This window comes from Petrocella atlantisensis (assembly GCF_900538275.1).
GTDB classification, from domain to species: Bacteria; Bacillota; Clostridia; order Lachnospirales; family Vallitaleaceae; genus Petrocella; species Petrocella atlantisensis.
Genome location: NZ_LR130778.1, coordinates 1,114,881 through 1,130,084, shown reverse-complemented (window position 1 = coordinate 1,130,084; position 15,204 = coordinate 1,114,881). Strand labels below are relative to the sequence as shown.

At 38.5% G+C, this 15,204-nt stretch carries 12 protein-coding genes; 9 read left to right on the top strand and 3 right to left on the bottom strand.

The genetic code is table 11. The features are described 5' to 3' along the window. Positions 1–24: 24 nt before the first annotated feature. A complete protein-coding gene (locus PATL70BA_RS05295; RefSeq protein ID WP_172596114.1) occupies positions 25–1,131 on the top strand; it encodes an AI-2E family transporter in 1,107 nt (368 codons plus the stop codon). A gap of 23 nt (positions 1,132–1,154) precedes the next feature. Here PATL70BA_RS05295 and PATL70BA_RS05290 read toward each other — a convergent pair whose 3' ends face one another. The 3 genes from PATL70BA_RS05290 to PATL70BA_RS05280 are packed head-to-tail and all read right to left on the bottom strand — an operon-like array spanning position 1,155 to position 6,076. Next, positions 1,155–2,993 carry a hypothetical protein gene (locus tag PATL70BA_RS05290; RefSeq protein WP_125136398.1) on the bottom strand — a complete coding sequence of 613 codons (1,839 nt, stop codon included), beginning with the start codon at positions 2,991–2,993 and terminating at the stop codon, positions 1,155–1,157. An 18-nt stretch (positions 2,994–3,011) separates the two neighbouring features. Continuing rightward, the gene (locus PATL70BA_RS05285; protein ID WP_172596113.1) at positions 3,012–5,369 is read right to left on the bottom strand and encodes a phospholipase C/P1 nuclease family protein; all 2,358 of its coding nucleotides are present in this window, start codon (positions 5,367–5,369) and stop codon (positions 3,012–3,014) included. After that, positions 5,366–6,076, bottom strand: a complete 711-nt coding sequence (locus PATL70BA_RS05280; protein ID WP_125136396.1) for a DUF4339 domain-containing protein — start codon at positions 6,074–6,076, stop codon at positions 5,366–5,368. The genes PATL70BA_RS05285 and PATL70BA_RS05280 overlap by 4 nt, the downstream gene beginning before the upstream one ends. Positions 6,077–6,235: 159 nt before the next feature. Between PATL70BA_RS05280 and PATL70BA_RS05275 the strand changes: the two genes are divergently transcribed. The 8 genes from PATL70BA_RS05275 (at position 6,236) to PATL70BA_RS05240 (ending at position 15,180) form a co-directional block, all read left to right on the top strand. Beyond that, complete coding sequence (locus PATL70BA_RS05275) at positions 6,236–6,604, top strand: DUF134 domain-containing protein (RefSeq protein ID WP_125136395.1); 369 nt, start codon at positions 6,236–6,238, stop codon at positions 6,602–6,604. A 24-nt stretch (positions 6,605–6,628) separates the two neighbouring features. Then, positions 6,629–7,483: an MBL fold metallo-hydrolase gene (locus PATL70BA_RS05270; protein ID WP_125136394.1), complete on the top strand. Its 855-nt coding sequence runs from the start codon at positions 6,629–6,631 to the stop codon at positions 7,481–7,483. A 28-nt stretch (positions 7,484–7,511) separates the two neighbouring features. Next, positions 7,512–8,381, top strand: coding sequence for an Mrp/NBP35 family ATP-binding protein (locus PATL70BA_RS05265; protein ID WP_125136393.1), 870 nt, complete (start codon positions 7,512–7,514; stop codon positions 8,379–8,381). Positions 8,382–8,547: 166 nt separating this feature from the next. Beyond that, on the top strand, positions 8,548–11,091 hold the full coding sequence (locus PATL70BA_RS05260; RefSeq protein WP_125136392.1) for a PEP/pyruvate-binding domain-containing protein: 2,544 nt from the start codon (positions 8,548–8,550) through the stop codon (positions 11,089–11,091). 230 nt (positions 11,092–11,321) lie between these two features. Continuing rightward, positions 11,322–12,974: a phosphoenolpyruvate--protein phosphotransferase gene (gene ptsP / locus PATL70BA_RS05255; protein ID WP_172596112.1), complete on the top strand. Its 1,653-nt coding sequence runs from the start codon at positions 11,322–11,324 to the stop codon at positions 12,972–12,974. A 10-nt stretch (positions 12,975–12,984) separates the two neighbouring features. Further along, a complete protein-coding gene (locus PATL70BA_RS05250; RefSeq protein WP_125136390.1) occupies positions 12,985–13,431 on the top strand; it encodes a PTS sugar transporter subunit IIA in 447 nt (148 codons plus the stop codon). Between the two features lie 8 nt (positions 13,432–13,439). Then, positions 13,440–14,252, top strand: a complete 813-nt coding sequence (locus tag PATL70BA_RS05245; protein ID WP_125136389.1) for a DeoR/GlpR family DNA-binding transcription regulator — start codon at positions 13,440–13,442, stop codon at positions 14,250–14,252. Then, complete coding sequence (locus PATL70BA_RS05240; RefSeq protein ID WP_172596111.1) at positions 14,230–15,180, top strand: 1-phosphofructokinase family hexose kinase; 951 nt, start codon at positions 14,230–14,232, stop codon at positions 15,178–15,180. Before PATL70BA_RS05245 ends, PATL70BA_RS05240 begins: the two co-directional genes overlap by 23 nt. Positions 15,181–15,204: the final 24 nt, after the last annotated feature.

Sequence of the window (15,204 nt, the reverse complement as noted above, 5' to 3'; positions counted from 1 at the left end):
AAGAATATAGTGTGGGGTATGAGAATGGATAAAAAGAAAATCAGAAGCATCATGTTTTTAATTACTTATGGTATTATACTAGTATTGATTATAGTTAAAATTGATTTGGTCATACAAATGCTAGCCAAAGGTTTGAGCATAGCAATACCCATATTCATTGGTTTTTCAATTGCTTTTATTTTAAAAAGACCTTATAACTTTTTGATTAAGGTCTATGAGCACAGTATTAAAAATGAAAAATTAGTAAAAGCGGCTAAACCTCTAGCTTTGGCCTCGGTTTATCTTCTTTTTTTTGGCGTGGTTACTTTAATACTCGCCTTTGTTATCCCACAGTTTACAGATAGCGTTCGATTGCTCTATAAGAATATGGATGATTATGGTCGTAATCTTGAGAATCTAATAATGAATGTAGCAGAATACTTAAAATTAGATAATTTTGATATGAGTAAGTTAGACAGTGCTTTAGAACAAGTACCGGATCTTGTGTCTGGCTTTGCGACAGGATTAATGCCAAAAATCTTTGATTTTACGACGAACTTTTTATCTACTGTGATCAATATTGTTATTGGATTTGTACTTTCTGTGTATTTATTGGCGGACAAGCGTCATCTAAAAAGTCAGTTTAATGATGCCATCAATGCTTATCTACCACAAGAAGTAGGAGAAAAACTCTTAAAAGTATTGCAGCTTTCCAATGACACGTTTACAAAATTCATATCTGGTCAATTAACAGAAGCGGTTATCCTAGGTGTGCTTTGCTTTATAGGTATGTTGATTCTGGGCTTTGAATATCCTATATTAATCAGTGTTATTATTGGGATTACCAGTTTGATTCCTATTGTAGGGTCCATTATAGGTCTAATGCCGGCTTTGTTTATATTGTTAATGATTGAACCGATACAAGCGCTTTGGTTTTTACTTTTTATTATTGTCCTTCAACAGATAGAAGGTAACTTTATTTATCCGAAAGTAGTAGGTGGAAGCATTGGATTGCCACCCTTGTGGGTTCTGTTAGGCATCATCATTGGTGGTGGACTTTTTGGTGTCCTAGGTATGCTCCTTGGTGTTCCGGCTTTATCGGTCATTTATCAGCTATTAAAAGAAGACATCCATGCAAAAGTGCATGGATGAGAGCGTAAGGAAGTATTGAGTTTTTACCACAAAGGTAAATTATTCTTCGTGAGATAGCTTTCCTTGGACTGAATGAGTGCTTTAAAAACCATGTCTTTTTCACCATAAATGGCTTCAAGTAAATCGATGCTGATTATAAGATCATTTCTTGTTAGCCTCGGATAATCCATTAATCCATAACGACCATCCGGCATATAGGCATACCATAGGTCCTGGTTGTCTTTTATCCAAGAGATACTCGTATCATGAACGGCTGTTCGAATTTTGGAAGCCAGTTCAAGATAGGGGTATTTTTGACGCGCATTATTTTGATTGTCTAAAAGCAGGCTATACGACAGTAGAAAATTCATTTCAGTGACAAGATGGTTAAGGGAGACGTGCGTGGGTTCATGAGCAATTGTAGGATGATGATAATCTTGAAGCAATAAACCACCATTCTTAGTAACAAAACTGAATCTGTCTCCATACCATAGTAAAAAGTCCGCGTAAGCGGTTAGGCTTGCCATTAATTGATTGGATTCTTCCAAGGACAAAGATGGCACGTCTTCTTTATCTGTACGATTATAAAACCGGTACATATCCAGAATGAACAAAGCAGCATCTGTTGAAAATCGTGTGTCATAGAAACCGGCCTCAATACCATAATCATCATAAAGCCATTTAGACTTCGGTTCTGTAATCCAAAAACCGGCCTCATTTTGCTGAGGAAGATTATGGTTGAGGCTCATAATACTAAGGGTTTCAAGGTGTGTGTTGGTCACTTGCTGCCCTCTTTTTTTCTGATTCTGTATAGAGCTTATAAAACGTTGCCCGATATGTTCTGCAGGTACACGCCAATAAGCCCTAGGTGCATACGGAACATAAGAAGTTGGCACCTCATAATAAATGCCATCGGTTCTAAGCTTTCTAAATCGGTTTAAATCAGCAATACGTATATCATCAGCGATGATAGAATCTTGGTCATTTGAAAAGGGTGAAATCTGGTTTAGAGACATTATACCCCAGTGTTCTGTTAGTGCCTTATGGGTTATTGATTTTGGAAGCGGTAGTCTGGCAATCCATTTTCTACCACCGGTGCTTTTGGTTAGTAAGTTTGTAGGAGAAAGACCTAGATTTTCAATAATAACATTGGCATCTAACAGGGTATAAACATCTACCATACCAAAACGCATTTGGCTTGAAAAAACGGCAGTCTTTGGTAATACAATTGCATCACTTCTGGCGGCTGCAGGTTGTTGAAAGTCTGTTTTTATAAGAGGTGTCCACTTACTGGTCGTATTGTCTATGGTGTCTGCATAGGTAATCTGATACAAATCATCTATCCTAATATGGCTAGTATCTTCAGTAGAATCAAATGATTCAAAGATGGTCCAAGTGAGACCTAAGTCCTCTAATAACGGGGGATTTATTAAATCAGCACCCGTATCCAATAGGGGCGCATCCTCAGAAGCCTGGGATAAGCTTAAATGATAAGAAAGATCCCCGTTTAAAAAATGTCTAAATTGTATATCTAAAAAGGCAACGGGTATCTCAGATTCTTTTTCTACAACAACAATAGGATAATTGTATGTGGTCATCATCACATCATCATCCATTGTAATGTTATTCTCATCAAGCTCTAAAAGGTAGTTAGGATGAATGGTGAGCATAGGTGTGAAAATGTCACTTAATTTGTCCGGTAGCGTCCATATGAAGTCGCCATTTGCATTTTGTTGTAGAGCGTCTTGAATGATGGTTGTTACCGGTACAGCTTTTTCATCAACAGCTAAACTTGTATAAGTAGTGTGAGGCATAAAGCCTATAAGCAGTATAATCCATATAATGATGATGCTAAAGTGCTTGCAAATATTAATAGTTTTCAATGTTATGCCTCCAGGTAGTTACTTTTTAGTCGCACGCCAACTGCCGCTCATAAATCCGGTTAGATCATAATCACCTACGATTTCTCCCGGTCCTACCATTTTTCCATTTTTTAAGAACTCATATTCTACATATGTACCGTCTTCAGTATAGGCAAGGGCAATCATGACGACAGCACCTTTCTTGATTTCCATTCGCAGTCCGACGATGTCATCGGCACCTTCAATATATCCGGTATTGGATTCGACAAAAGTAAAAGGTCCTTCATAGAGCACTTCACTTTCTTCAATGCGCCTAAGCTCCAAGGCATAGGTCATGGTTGTACCGACAAAAGTAAAGGTTTCGATTTGGCTATCCATGTTACCCGGATCTTCTCCAAAAGCCTCTGCAATAGGAATGATGAAGACATTAATAATTACCTTCATGAGGGCAATAATCATGGTTCTTAGTACTTGACTTTCTTCTTCTATGGTTAGGACCACATCCCAAGGACCAGCCATTTCACCCATATAGGAGGATATATTTATACTATCGGATGCCCGTTCGAGATTCCTTTTAGTATCAATTATTTTGACCCGTGCGAGGTATTCTTTTTCTTTTTCATAGATATGGGTCATCTCTTTATCTCTTGTGATGACAGGTGGTAAAATGTTTTCTTCATCATCTTCTTCATCCCCAAAAGTCCACTCCAGTTTATAACGTTCAGGCGCATTTTCTATTTCTACTTTGAAGGTGACAGCTTCACCGGGCATGATGGTGGTTCGATCGGCCTCAAGGGTGATTGTTGGAGCATTTTGTTCAAAGACATAATGCTCACTATTTACAATTTGCACACCGGCGTGAGCAACAGCATACAGGGCATCATCCATTTCAATGGTGTAGTCAATAAAAGAGCCGCCGAGTGATATCTTTTTATCTGTCCCAAGTGGCATCCAAAAAGTAGGGGTACCATCTATCATTTCGCCAGTGAGGGGATCGGGATAACGCACAATTTTTCCATCTTTGAACTCAACATCACATAATTTCTCATGCTTATTACCTTTGACTGTCCAGATTTCTCCTGGTCCGGCATAATTGATTTTGAAGTCAACCACACGCCATTCAGGATCATTTTCGACTAAGTGGCTCAAAGTAGCATCATAAGTAAATTGTTTGAGTTCCTCAGCCCCTTTTTTTAGGGCTTCTTCTAGGATATCATCGTCCGGTTCAACCTCTGTGATCATCTGCTTCATGTCTAGAGTTGGAAAGAAGAGGTTCATGGTCCTTGTAGTGGCGGCAACGGCTAAAGGAATAAGTACAAAAGCCTGTTGCGTGGCAAAGTCTGCTGTAATGACATATGAATCATAGACATAACCGGACTCAAGTCGAACCATAGGCACCTCTACACCTCCGAAAGTTTGATACCATGTATAGAATTTATCCGTGACTTTTTTATCCATATTCGATAGTTGAGGTGATGAATAAGGGATTTCCCCATTTCTAGGCTTGACTTCCAGTTGGGTGTCGGCAAGGGTATCTTCAGAATAAAAATTCTGATTGGTCCAGGTAGCCAATCCAACCATAAGTTGATTGATGGTACTTCCATAGTCATCTAATAAAAGGCCATCAAGTCGAGGCATTTTAGTAATATTCCTTGAGAGGATTCTATTTTTAACTGCTGTTTCAGTGATCTCATATTTCGGATGGGCATCATTTCTTACATGGGCCGGTTGGGTCATATCCGCGACTAAGTGCATGACTTCACCAAGTCCCCGCATAGCTTTGCCGGTATACATACTGCGCATTTCTTGCAAATCTGTAGGGGTTCCAGCGAAATCTCTAAAATCGGCTGTCATTGGCATAGATGATACCGAAGCGTCACAAGGGATTTCCAAGGCTCTCTTATAATTATGCATAGCATTAATTAAAGAATAAGGGTTTTCGTCTTTGTAGAGGGCCCAGTCATTTGCAGGAATAGCTTCATAAATATGCCAGCCATGTAAGGCATACTGATCCGTTAACTGATGGCTACCGGATAAAGCCAATGGATCATAAAAATGTTTAACCGATACATAGATATGAGGTTCATCAGCTGAAAAACCACCATGAACGACATGGTCACGAGCCGGCTTTAAAAACCACTGCTGTAAGTAAGTACGCTCGAACTTTCCTGAGGACGTCACATTGGGTGCGGATATAGCTTTGTCAAAATTCACAAAATTGTATTTGTATTTTTTCGAGGTTTCATATTGGTTTGAAAAACGGTCGACTGACGTTCTATTAATTTCTTCGTGGGTATTTTGTTCCCATCCATATGAAGGTAAAGCAGAACTCTGAACAAAAAGCAATAGAAGGATAAGTCGACTTATATGACGTCGCATTTTTATTATGGATTTCATCGTATTTGATCCACCACCCATCGGTCATCTATTTTCACCATCATTATGGTTGCAGTGCCTGTAGAAGGTACTTCATCTGATGGTATACCGGCCATCACCGTTGCTATCTGTTCCACTGCATAATAATCATTGTCCGAGTTCATGAAAGTGATTTCCAGATCATTGAGCATCTCTATAAAGGCGGGTAAACGATCCGGATGCTCCAAAATCATGGTTTCAATGTTACTTTTCTCATCAGGATTCACATATTCTAGGGCCGCAGTTATATCGCCGGATTGAAGGTGTGTTGAAAACGCATCAAGGACTTCGAAAATAGCTTTTTCATGATCCTTATAGTCCGGTTCTTTTTGCCAAGCCGCTGCAGCCTTGGCAATGGCGCGATCTTGCCAGTAACCGGTTATATCGCCCACCTTCCATATACCGTACCCGACCACACCCACAATAAATAAAACCATTAGGCTAGAGGTCAAAAGCCTTAACCATTTTGGTTTTGGTGCAGATATTTTTTTGATTTTCTTTTTTGTGTGCTTAGTGGATGTTGAAAAAAGACCGTCTACAGAAGAAGCGTAAACCCATTGAGTCAGAGATGCATGATAAACTAAGGTGTTTGGCATCAATTGTCCTGTTTTTGTCATTTCAATCATGATGTCGAATGAATAAGGTCCATACGTTACTGCATTCACAAATGCATACCAATTATCATTCATGGTTCACCCTCCCTACTTACTTTTCATCTTTTATCATACCATATTTTTATATGAAAAAAAATCAGGAATTCATATTCTTATACAATAAATATTGACATATGAAGTAGAGGTGCTATACTAAACCTAGTAATGAACATATGTCAATTAAAGGAGGCTTTTATGCCAAGACCAAAAAAATGGAGAAAAGTATGTTGTATGCCTGAAAATGCATCTTTTGGGCCCTTAGACAACAAGAAAAACGGTCCGGATACGGTGTTTATGATTGTAGAAGAGTTTGAGACCATTCGCTTAATTGATCTTGAAGGTATGACGCAAGAAGAATGTGCAACACAGATGAATGTAGCCAGAACAACCGTCCAACGCATTTATAATGACGCAAGGAAGAAATTGGCAATGTCGCTGGTAGAAGGCAGTGTCTTAAGAATTGAAGGTGGTGATTATAAACTATGCACGAGAGATGAACGTGACTTTGGATGTGGTAAGAATAGAAGATGTCAACAGGCAAATCCTACAGTAATGAATGAATAAGGCATCTTGATCAACAAATAAAAGATGCAATACGAAAAAAAAGGAAGCGATGAGATGAAAGTCATTACACTTGTTGAAAATACAAGAGAGCGAGAAGATTTATGCCAAGAACATGGGCTTAGTCTTTATATAGAAACAAAAAAACATAAGATTCTTTTCGATACCGGTGCCGGTGATTGTATGGTTAAAAATGCAAAAAAGTTGCAGGTTCCATTAGAAGAAGTGGATACGGTGATTATTTCTCATGGTCATTATGACCACGGTGGCGGTCTTGAAGATTTTTTGAGGATGAACAAGCATGCAAACATCTATATACATCCGGAGGCTTTTGGACATTTTTATTCAGAAAGAAAAGATGAAGGTACAGTGTATATAGGATTAAATCAAAAATTAAAAGATGAAAAACAGTTTATATGGACGGCGGATGCATTAAGGATAGATGAGGAATTATTTCTTTTTGCTAAAGTAACAAAACGAAAGCACTTTCCGATAGGAAACCGTACCTTATTTGTCAAAACAGAGGAAGGTTTTTTACCGGATTATTTTAGGCACGAGATAAACCTGATGATCCATGAATCAGAAAAGAAAGTCCTTGTTGCAGGATGCGCTCATAATGGAATTGTAAACATTATTAATAAAGCCAAAGAATTAACACAGGCATATCCGACCCATGTCATAGGTGGTTTCCATTTAAGCAAAAGGTCCTCAGGTATAAAAGAAGATGATCTGGTGATAAAAGCTATTGGAGATTATCTTATAGAGACTGGTGTAATGTGCTACACAGGTCACTGCACTGGGGAAAAAGCGTTTTTGCAATTAAAAGATATATTGAAGCATCGAATCAAAGCTTTAACAACAGGATTAATTATTAACATATAGTATAAGATTGATAATAAAGGAGATAGACATGAGTGATAAATGTACAGATAGTTGCAGCACTTGTAGTGAAAACTGTGGAGACAGGGTTGAAAAGCAAAAAATTCATTTAGAAAATCCCCATCATCATAGTGATATAAAAAGAGTAATCGGAATCGTAAGTGGTAAAGGTGGAGTCGGCAAATCACTGGTTACATCCATGATGGCGGTTGCTATGAATAGAAGGGGACATCAGGCCGCAATCTTAGACGCGGATATAACAGGCCCTTCCATACCAAAGGCTTTTGGTCTTAGTGGGAAAGCGATAGGCAATGCCCATGGCATGCTCCCTATGAAGAGCAGAACAGGAATTGATATCATGTCCGTTAATTTTTTACTTGATAAGGAGACGGACCCGGTTATATGGCGTGGCCCTCTTGTGGCTAATGTTGTTAAGCAATTTTGGACCGACGTCATATGGACCAATATAGATTATATGTTTATTGATATGCCTCCCGGGACAGGCGACGTATCCTTAACAGTCTTTCAAAACATAGATGTTGATGGTATAATCATCGTCACATCACCTCAGGAATTGGTATCTATGATTGTAGAAAAAGCGGTTAATATGGCAACAAAGATGAAGATTCCGATTATTGGCTTAATAGAGAACATGTCCTATTTTAGATGTCCGGACAATAATAAAACTTATCATATTTTTGGAGAAAGTCATATTGAAGCTGTAGCAAAAAAACACGGTTTAAAAGTACTAGGACGTATGGGTATAGACCCTGAAATTGCAAAGGCTTGTGATGCAGGCAACATTGAAGATTATACCAATGATGATATTAGTAGTATAGCAGAATCCTTAGAGAAATCATTTGAATTAAAAGGCAATAAAAATCCTTCAATCATTGTATAGATAAAAGAGAAGAAACATGCCCAGGCCTGCTTCTTCTCTTTTATTATTACAAGGCATGGTAAATCAAAAAGAAATAGGTTAGAATTGTTTTAACAGAAGGGTTAGAGTATTTAGCTTAGTTTTGACCCCTAACCATGAAATGAATAAATGACAAATGGAGGCGCCTATGCATGAGAAGGTTAAAACAGGTATTGTGGGTTTTGATGCAGTTATTGATCACTTTCGTTTAGGAGATAATGTTGTATGGCAAGTGGATTGTCTAGAGAGTTATGAAAAGGTCTTGCAACCTTATGTGGACCAAGCCCTAAAAGATCAGAGGAAAATGGTTTACATTCGTTTCGGAGCCCATAGACCCTTACTGAAGAGATCAAACGCCATTAAGGTATACGAGCCTTCCCCTGAAAAAGGTTTCGAGAGCTTTGCCACAGAGGTCTATAATATAGTAGCCAAAGAAGGCTTGAAAACTTTTTATGTTTTTGATGTCTTGACAGATCTGTTAGAAAACTGGTATTCAGATTTGATGATTGGGAACTTCTTTGAGGTGACGTGTCCGTTTTTATATGAGTTAGATACCATTGCATACTTTGCCATTATGAGAAATGCTCATACCTATTCCACCATTGCAACCATAAGAGAAACGACCCAGCTTTTACTCGATGTGTACCAAGTTAAGGAGGATTTCTATATTCATCCGCTTAAAGTCTGGAAGCGGTATTCTCCAACGATGTTTTTCCCTCATCTGATAGAGACAGATAAGGTCACGTGTATAACTGCCAGTACTGAATCTGCCTCTCTTTTTTCGACCATACGCCTTGGTGAGGAAAGACTGGATTACTGGGATGTTGTGTTTAATGAAGCAAGAGTGGTGTTGAAAGCAGAAGATGAGGAACAAAATAAAGTGAAAGAAAGGCTTATGAAAAAGCTAATCGGTCATGAATCCCGTATGTTGGATTTGTGTAGAAAATACTTTGATTTGGCGGACGTATTGATGATTCAATCAAGGACACTTGGAACCGGTTTTATTGGTGGCAAAAGCGTAGGTATGCTTGTGGCCAGAAAAATAATCATGAAGGAAGGCGAGAAAAAAATTGCCGAATGTCTTGAACCTCATGATTCATTTTATTTGGGTTCGGATATCTTCTATACTTATATTGTGCAAAACGGGTGGTGGCAACTTCGTTCCAAACAAAAAACATTAGAGGGCTATTACAAATATGCCGAGGAGCTTAAAGACAAGCTTATGTCTGGTAAATTCCCTGAAAATATTAAAGAAAAGTTTATGTTGATGCTAGAGTATTTTGGACAGTCACCTATTATTGTTAGGTCCAGCTCACTACAGGAGGATAACTTTGGCAACGCTTTTGCAGGAAAATATGAAAGTGTTTTCTGTGTTAACCAAGGAACAGAAGAAGAACGCTATAAAGCGTTTGAAAATGCTATAAGAAAAGTATATGCCAGTACAATGAATGTGGAAGCTTTAGAATATAGGATGAACCGAGGTCTTTTTGAACAGGATGAGCAAATGGCTATTTTAGTGCAAAGAGTTTCAGGAGATTTTTACGAAGAAGATTTTTTCCCACATGCTGCAGGTGTGGGTAACTCATCCAACCTTTATGTGTGGGATAAAAGTGTGGATATGGAAGCGGGTATGCTTAGATTGGTTTTTGGTCTGGGTACAAGAGCCGTAGATCGAACCGTAGTTGATTATGCCAAGATAGTCAACCTTGATCAACCATCGCGGGTACCCCCTATGAACCATGAGGATGAGAAAAAATTCTCACAGCATTTTGTAGATGTACTCTCGTTAAAAGATAATAAATGGAAAACCAAAGAGATGGCGTTATTTACCAATAGGGATTTAAGGGTGGATCAATCTCTATTCTTTAGACCGGATGAACCGATGGTCAAGAGGCTGAGAGAAATGAAACGGTACGATGAACCGACGCCTTATATATTGGATATGAAAAATATGGTCAATAAAACCGATTTTCCATATGTTATGCGACAAATATTGAAGCTATTGTCAAAGACCTATGCGTATCCTGTAGATATAGAATTCACGGTTAATTTCAGATCAGATAAAAACTATATGATTAATCTTTTACAATGTAGACCCCTACAGACCAAAGGTCTTGGCAAAACGGTGGAAATACCGGTGATAGACAATGACAAAGACTGCTTTTTTAAGTCTTTGGGTAATTTTATGGGTGGTAATGTTCATCTACCTATTGAGTATGTGGTTTTTATTAAGCCGAAGGCCTATCTTGAATTAACGGAGCAAAAAAAATATGAATTAGCAAGACAAATCGGCCAAATCAATAAAGCCCTAAAGGGTAAGTCAGCTATGCTTATGGGACCCGGAAGATTTGGAACAACCACACCATCTCTTGGTGTACCTGTCAACTTTCAAGAGCTCTGTCATATGTCGGTGGTTTGCGAGATGGCATCTATTGAAGCTGGTTTTATGCCTGAGCTGTCTTACGGCAGCCATTTTTTCCAAGATATTGTTGAGACCGGTATATTTTATATTGCCTTGTTCGAGGGCAACGATGAAGTTCTACTTAATATGGATCAAGTATTATCCAAAGATAATCAACTTTCATTTGTACTAAACAACTCAGAAAAATGGGGAGATGTGATTCATGTTGCCCACATGCAGCCTTTGGAGCTGTATTCAGATATTGTTACCCAACAGTTGATTTGTTTGTAAAAATAATGGATGTCTAACGTCATTCTTCATATTAAACGTGGCAGATGAATAAAAACAATCATATTTGATGAGTGAATATGATTGTTTTTTATTTGCATGATTACCTTAAACCACAGTTTTACCAACTAAAAAAGAATAAAACAGTCAAATCGCCAAAAATGCATGACTGATATTGATTGTTTTTGAGCGAGATGATATGATGAAGTCAATTAATAGAAAGGATGTTTGCTGTGATAGGAGTATCAGTATTTAAAGGTGTAGGCATAGGTAAAGCTTTTAACTATGAAATTGAATCCATTATCATACCTAAAGAGATGATTGGAGAAAAAGAAATAGAAAGTACACTAGATCAACTTAATATTGCCATTGGCAATCAAAAGACATCATTAGAAGCACATATGAAGCATGTAGAAGAGACCATAGGTGCCTCAGAGAGTCAGATTTTTTCTGCACATATCGAGATTCTAAACGATCCTGAGCTCACCAGTCGGATTCGTAAGAATATTGTTGGACAAAAGATGAACCTCGTGGCGGCCATAGATGAAGCAAAGAACTTTTATGTTGGGATGTTAAGTGCCTTAGAAGATCTTTATATAAGGGAACGTGCCAGAGACATAGAAGATGTTATGGAAGGCCTACTAAAAAACATATTAGGCCTATCGGATAATCCTCTAGATACCATCAGGGAGGACACAATCCTATTTGCCAAAGACTTAAGTCCGTCTGAGACCATACATTTGAATGATTGGGTTAAAGGTATTGTACTCAGTGAAGGTAGTATAACCAGCCATAGTGCTATTGTGGCCAAAGCAAAAGGAATACCAACCATAGTGGGTTATAAAGAGTCTCATGTTCTAGGGGGCACGCCAGTAATATTAGACACGATTACAACCCAATTACTCATTAATCCCACAGAAATCGAACTGGAACATTATAGAGAAAAAGTCAAAGAAGAAGCATTACATCAAAAATGTTTAAAGCAATTGGTCAATGAGAAAGCCATCACAAAAGATCAGAGATCCATTGAGCTTTTTGGTAATGTAGGTTCGGCAGAAGAAGCCCTATCTATTGTGGAACATGGTGGCTTTGGCGTCGGACTACTTAGAACAGAGCTTGTCTATATGAACAGTAAGGATTGGCCGACAGAGGATGAACAATATAAAACGTATGAAAGTATTGCAAAAAATGTCAATGGCGAGGTCATTATTCGAACATTAGACATTGGTGGTGATAAAACATTGCCTTACTTCACATTTCCAAAAGAAGAAAACCCATTTTTGGGACTTCGGGCCATCCGGTTCTGTCTCAAAAATAAGGATATCTTCAAAACACAACTGAGAGCGATACTACGACTAAGTGCTTCTTATCCGGTAAAAATCATGTTTCCTATGATCGGTTCACTTGAAGAATTAATAGAAGCAAGAAAATGTCTTGATGAAGCAAAGAAGTCTTTGAAAGTGGATAACCAGGCTTATAATGAAGATATTCCGGTGGGGATTATGATTGAAATACCATCAGCGGTATTTGCCATTGACTTATTATCCGACCATGTAGATTTTGTATCGATTGGTACCAACGATTTATGTCAATATACTTTAGCCGTCGATCGCTTGAACCCTGAAGTGGCTTATCTATACGATGCTTTTAATATCAGCATCATACGTATGATTGATCATGTGGTAAGAGGATGTAAGCCAAAAGGGGTCAAAGTAGGGATTTGCGGGGAAATGGCCAGTGATGTAGAAGCAGCCAAAATTCTTGTAGGACTCGGCGTGGATGAATTATCTGTAAGTCCATCTATGATTCCTTATGTAAAAGAAGTTATTATAAGCTCAAACTATGAAGATCTTAAGGTGCATGCACAACGAATCATAAAACGATAGGAGGAAGATTATGTTAATAAATGAAGAACTGATTGTTATACCTGTGCAACAAAAAACAAAAGAAGGTGTTATCACAGAATTGGCAGAAGTTGCAGTTTCTGTAGGAAGAGTTGCTGACAAAGCCAAGTATGTAGCTGCCGTTTTGAAACGAGAAGAAGAATATTCCACAGCTGTTGGTTTTCATGTAGCTATACCTCATGGAAAAACAGATGCAGTTACAGAACCATTTTTAATGTATGGTCGTGTAGATAAAGTGGATTGGAATGCACTTGATGGAGAACCAGTTGATCATGTGTTTATGATTGGTGTACCGGAAAAAGAAGCAGGCAGTACCCACTTACAGATATTGGCTAAGCTATCCAGAAGGCTTATGAAAGAAGAATTTCGAAGTGAACTGACACAAGCGACAGATGCTCAAGCGATTATTGATGTATTGAAGAAAAATGAACTGTTATAGGTGATCTTATGATGCCAGAAGAAAGAAGACAGAAGATTATTGAGATTCTATACGCCAATAAAAGTGCAACTGTTAAAAATCTATGTGATCAACTTATGGCTTCGGAAGCAACGATCCGTAGAGATTTGACGGTACTTGAGGATGAAGAAAAACTTGAAAGGGTACATGGTGGTGCCATTATTCAGTCCAATGTACCCATTGAAAAAGAAGACACTTACAATGAAAAAGAAGGTGTCTATCTATATGAAAAAAAACAAATCGCAAAAGTAGCTTTTTCCTATTTGCGAGAAAATGACAGTATTTTCTTAGATGGCGGAACCACAACCATAGAGCTAGCCAAACTAATTGGTAGAAGCAGAATAAAAATCAATGTCTTTACCAATGCACCCCATTTCACTCAGTTTATAGCCGGCAACCCAAAGGCAGAGCAATTTATTCTTGGTGGCAGAATTAGAAACAATACCCTTGCAGTTGTAGGGCAATTGGCCATTGACACGATACGAAGATTCCGAATAAATAAGGTGTTTATAGGTGTTAATGCCATAAGCCTTGAGTATGGATTAACAACACCTGATTTTGAAGAAGCGGAAATGAAGCGGGCAATATTAGAAAAAGGAAGAGAAAGATATATTCTTGCAGATGCCAGTAAGTTCAATAAAGTGGCATTGTGTGAAATATTACCAATCAGCGCAGTTGATACCATCATCACTTCATCTCTTGAAGAGGATGAAATCAAAGAAAAGTTTAAGCTTGAAGGTGTCTTGTTGGTTGAAGCAACAAAGAAGGAGGCGGGCATGTATGATTACGACGGTGACGCTTAACCCGGCAATTGATAAGATTATCGAAATCAGGGGATTAACAGTGGGTCAAGTGCATAGAGCTCAAAGGCAAGTCGTAACCCTTGGGGGTAAAAGCATTAATGTTGCACGAATCATATCGAGTCTTAATGAGGCAACAAAAGCCATATGCTTTGCCGGACGGGATAATTTTGAAGGTATTAAGAATCATGCTGAGGCTGATGGCATCCCGATTGATGCAATACTGGTCAGTGGCAGTACTCGAACCAATGTTAAGATTGTTGAACCTGACCAGAATTATAGAACGACGGATATCAACGAAATTGGTTTTAAGGTTACAGACGATGAACGGGAAGCCATGACAACAAAAATCCTAGAGGCAGGGAAAAACAGCGAGTATGTGGTACTCAGTGGCAGTCTTCCGGAAGGCATACCTAATAGGTATTACCGGGAAATTGCAGAGAAACTAAAAGGCGTTACAAAGGTAATCATTGATGCAGATGACAGAATTTTGTTAGAAAGCCTTAAAGGATCACCATATCTGATTAAGCCGAATATCCATGAATTGGAAGCGGCGCTTGATATGAAGCTTGAGAGTAAGGAAAGTATTGTCCATGCATGTAAAAAAGTAATTGATGATTATGGCGTCAATTATGTACTGGTGTCCATGGGCGAAGAAGGTAGTATTCTGGTCAGTGAAAGGTACGCACTATCGGCAGGCATTTTGCCACTTAAGGTGGTGAGTACAGTCGGCGCAGGTGATGCAATGCTGGCAGGATTCATCTACGGATTGAAAACACATCAAGATTGTGATGAGCTTGATTGTTTGATAAAGGCACTGTCATATGGAGTGGCATCAAGTTCTATCGCCATCAGCACTCAAAGTCATATGCCCATTGAGGCATTAACTTTGACGGTGAGAGCGAAAGAAGTCGCCATTTCAAGGCTATAGCTTTAACAAAAATTGTATAGGAGG

Excerpts from the sequence above, each read along its gene's own strand:
- PATL70BA_RS05295 (WP_172596114.1), top strand. The coding sequence starts at position 25 with ATGGATAAAAAGAAAATCAGAAGCATCATGTTTTTAATTACTTATGGT.
- PATL70BA_RS05285 (WP_172596113.1), bottom strand. The coding sequence starts at position 5,369 with ATGAAATCCATAATAAAAATGCGACGTCATATAAGTCGACTTATCCTT.
- PATL70BA_RS05280 (WP_125136396.1), bottom strand. The coding sequence starts at position 6,076 with ATGAATGATAATTGGTATGCATTTGTGAATGCAGTAACGTATGGACCT.
- PATL70BA_RS05275 (WP_125136395.1), top strand. The coding sequence starts at position 6,236 with ATGCCAAGACCAAAAAAATGGAGAAAAGTATGTTGTATGCCTGAAAAT.
- PATL70BA_RS05270 (WP_125136394.1), top strand. The coding sequence starts at position 6,629 with ATGCAATACGAAAAAAAAGGAAGCGATGAGATGAAAGTCATTACACTT.
- PATL70BA_RS05265 (WP_125136393.1), top strand. The coding sequence starts at position 7,512 with ATGAGTGATAAATGTACAGATAGTTGCAGCACTTGTAGTGAAAACTGT.
- PATL70BA_RS05260 (WP_125136392.1), top strand. The coding sequence starts at position 8,548 with ATGCATGAGAAGGTTAAAACAGGTATTGTGGGTTTTGATGCAGTTATT.
- PATL70BA_RS05250 (WP_125136390.1), top strand. The coding sequence starts at position 12,985 with ATGTTAATAAATGAAGAACTGATTGTTATACCTGTGCAACAAAAAACA.
- PATL70BA_RS05245 (WP_125136389.1), top strand. The coding sequence starts at position 13,440 with ATGATGCCAGAAGAAAGAAGACAGAAGATTATTGAGATTCTATACGCC.
- PATL70BA_RS05240 (WP_172596111.1), top strand. The coding sequence starts at position 14,230 with ATGATTACGACGGTGACGCTTAACCCGGCAATTGATAAGATTATCGAA.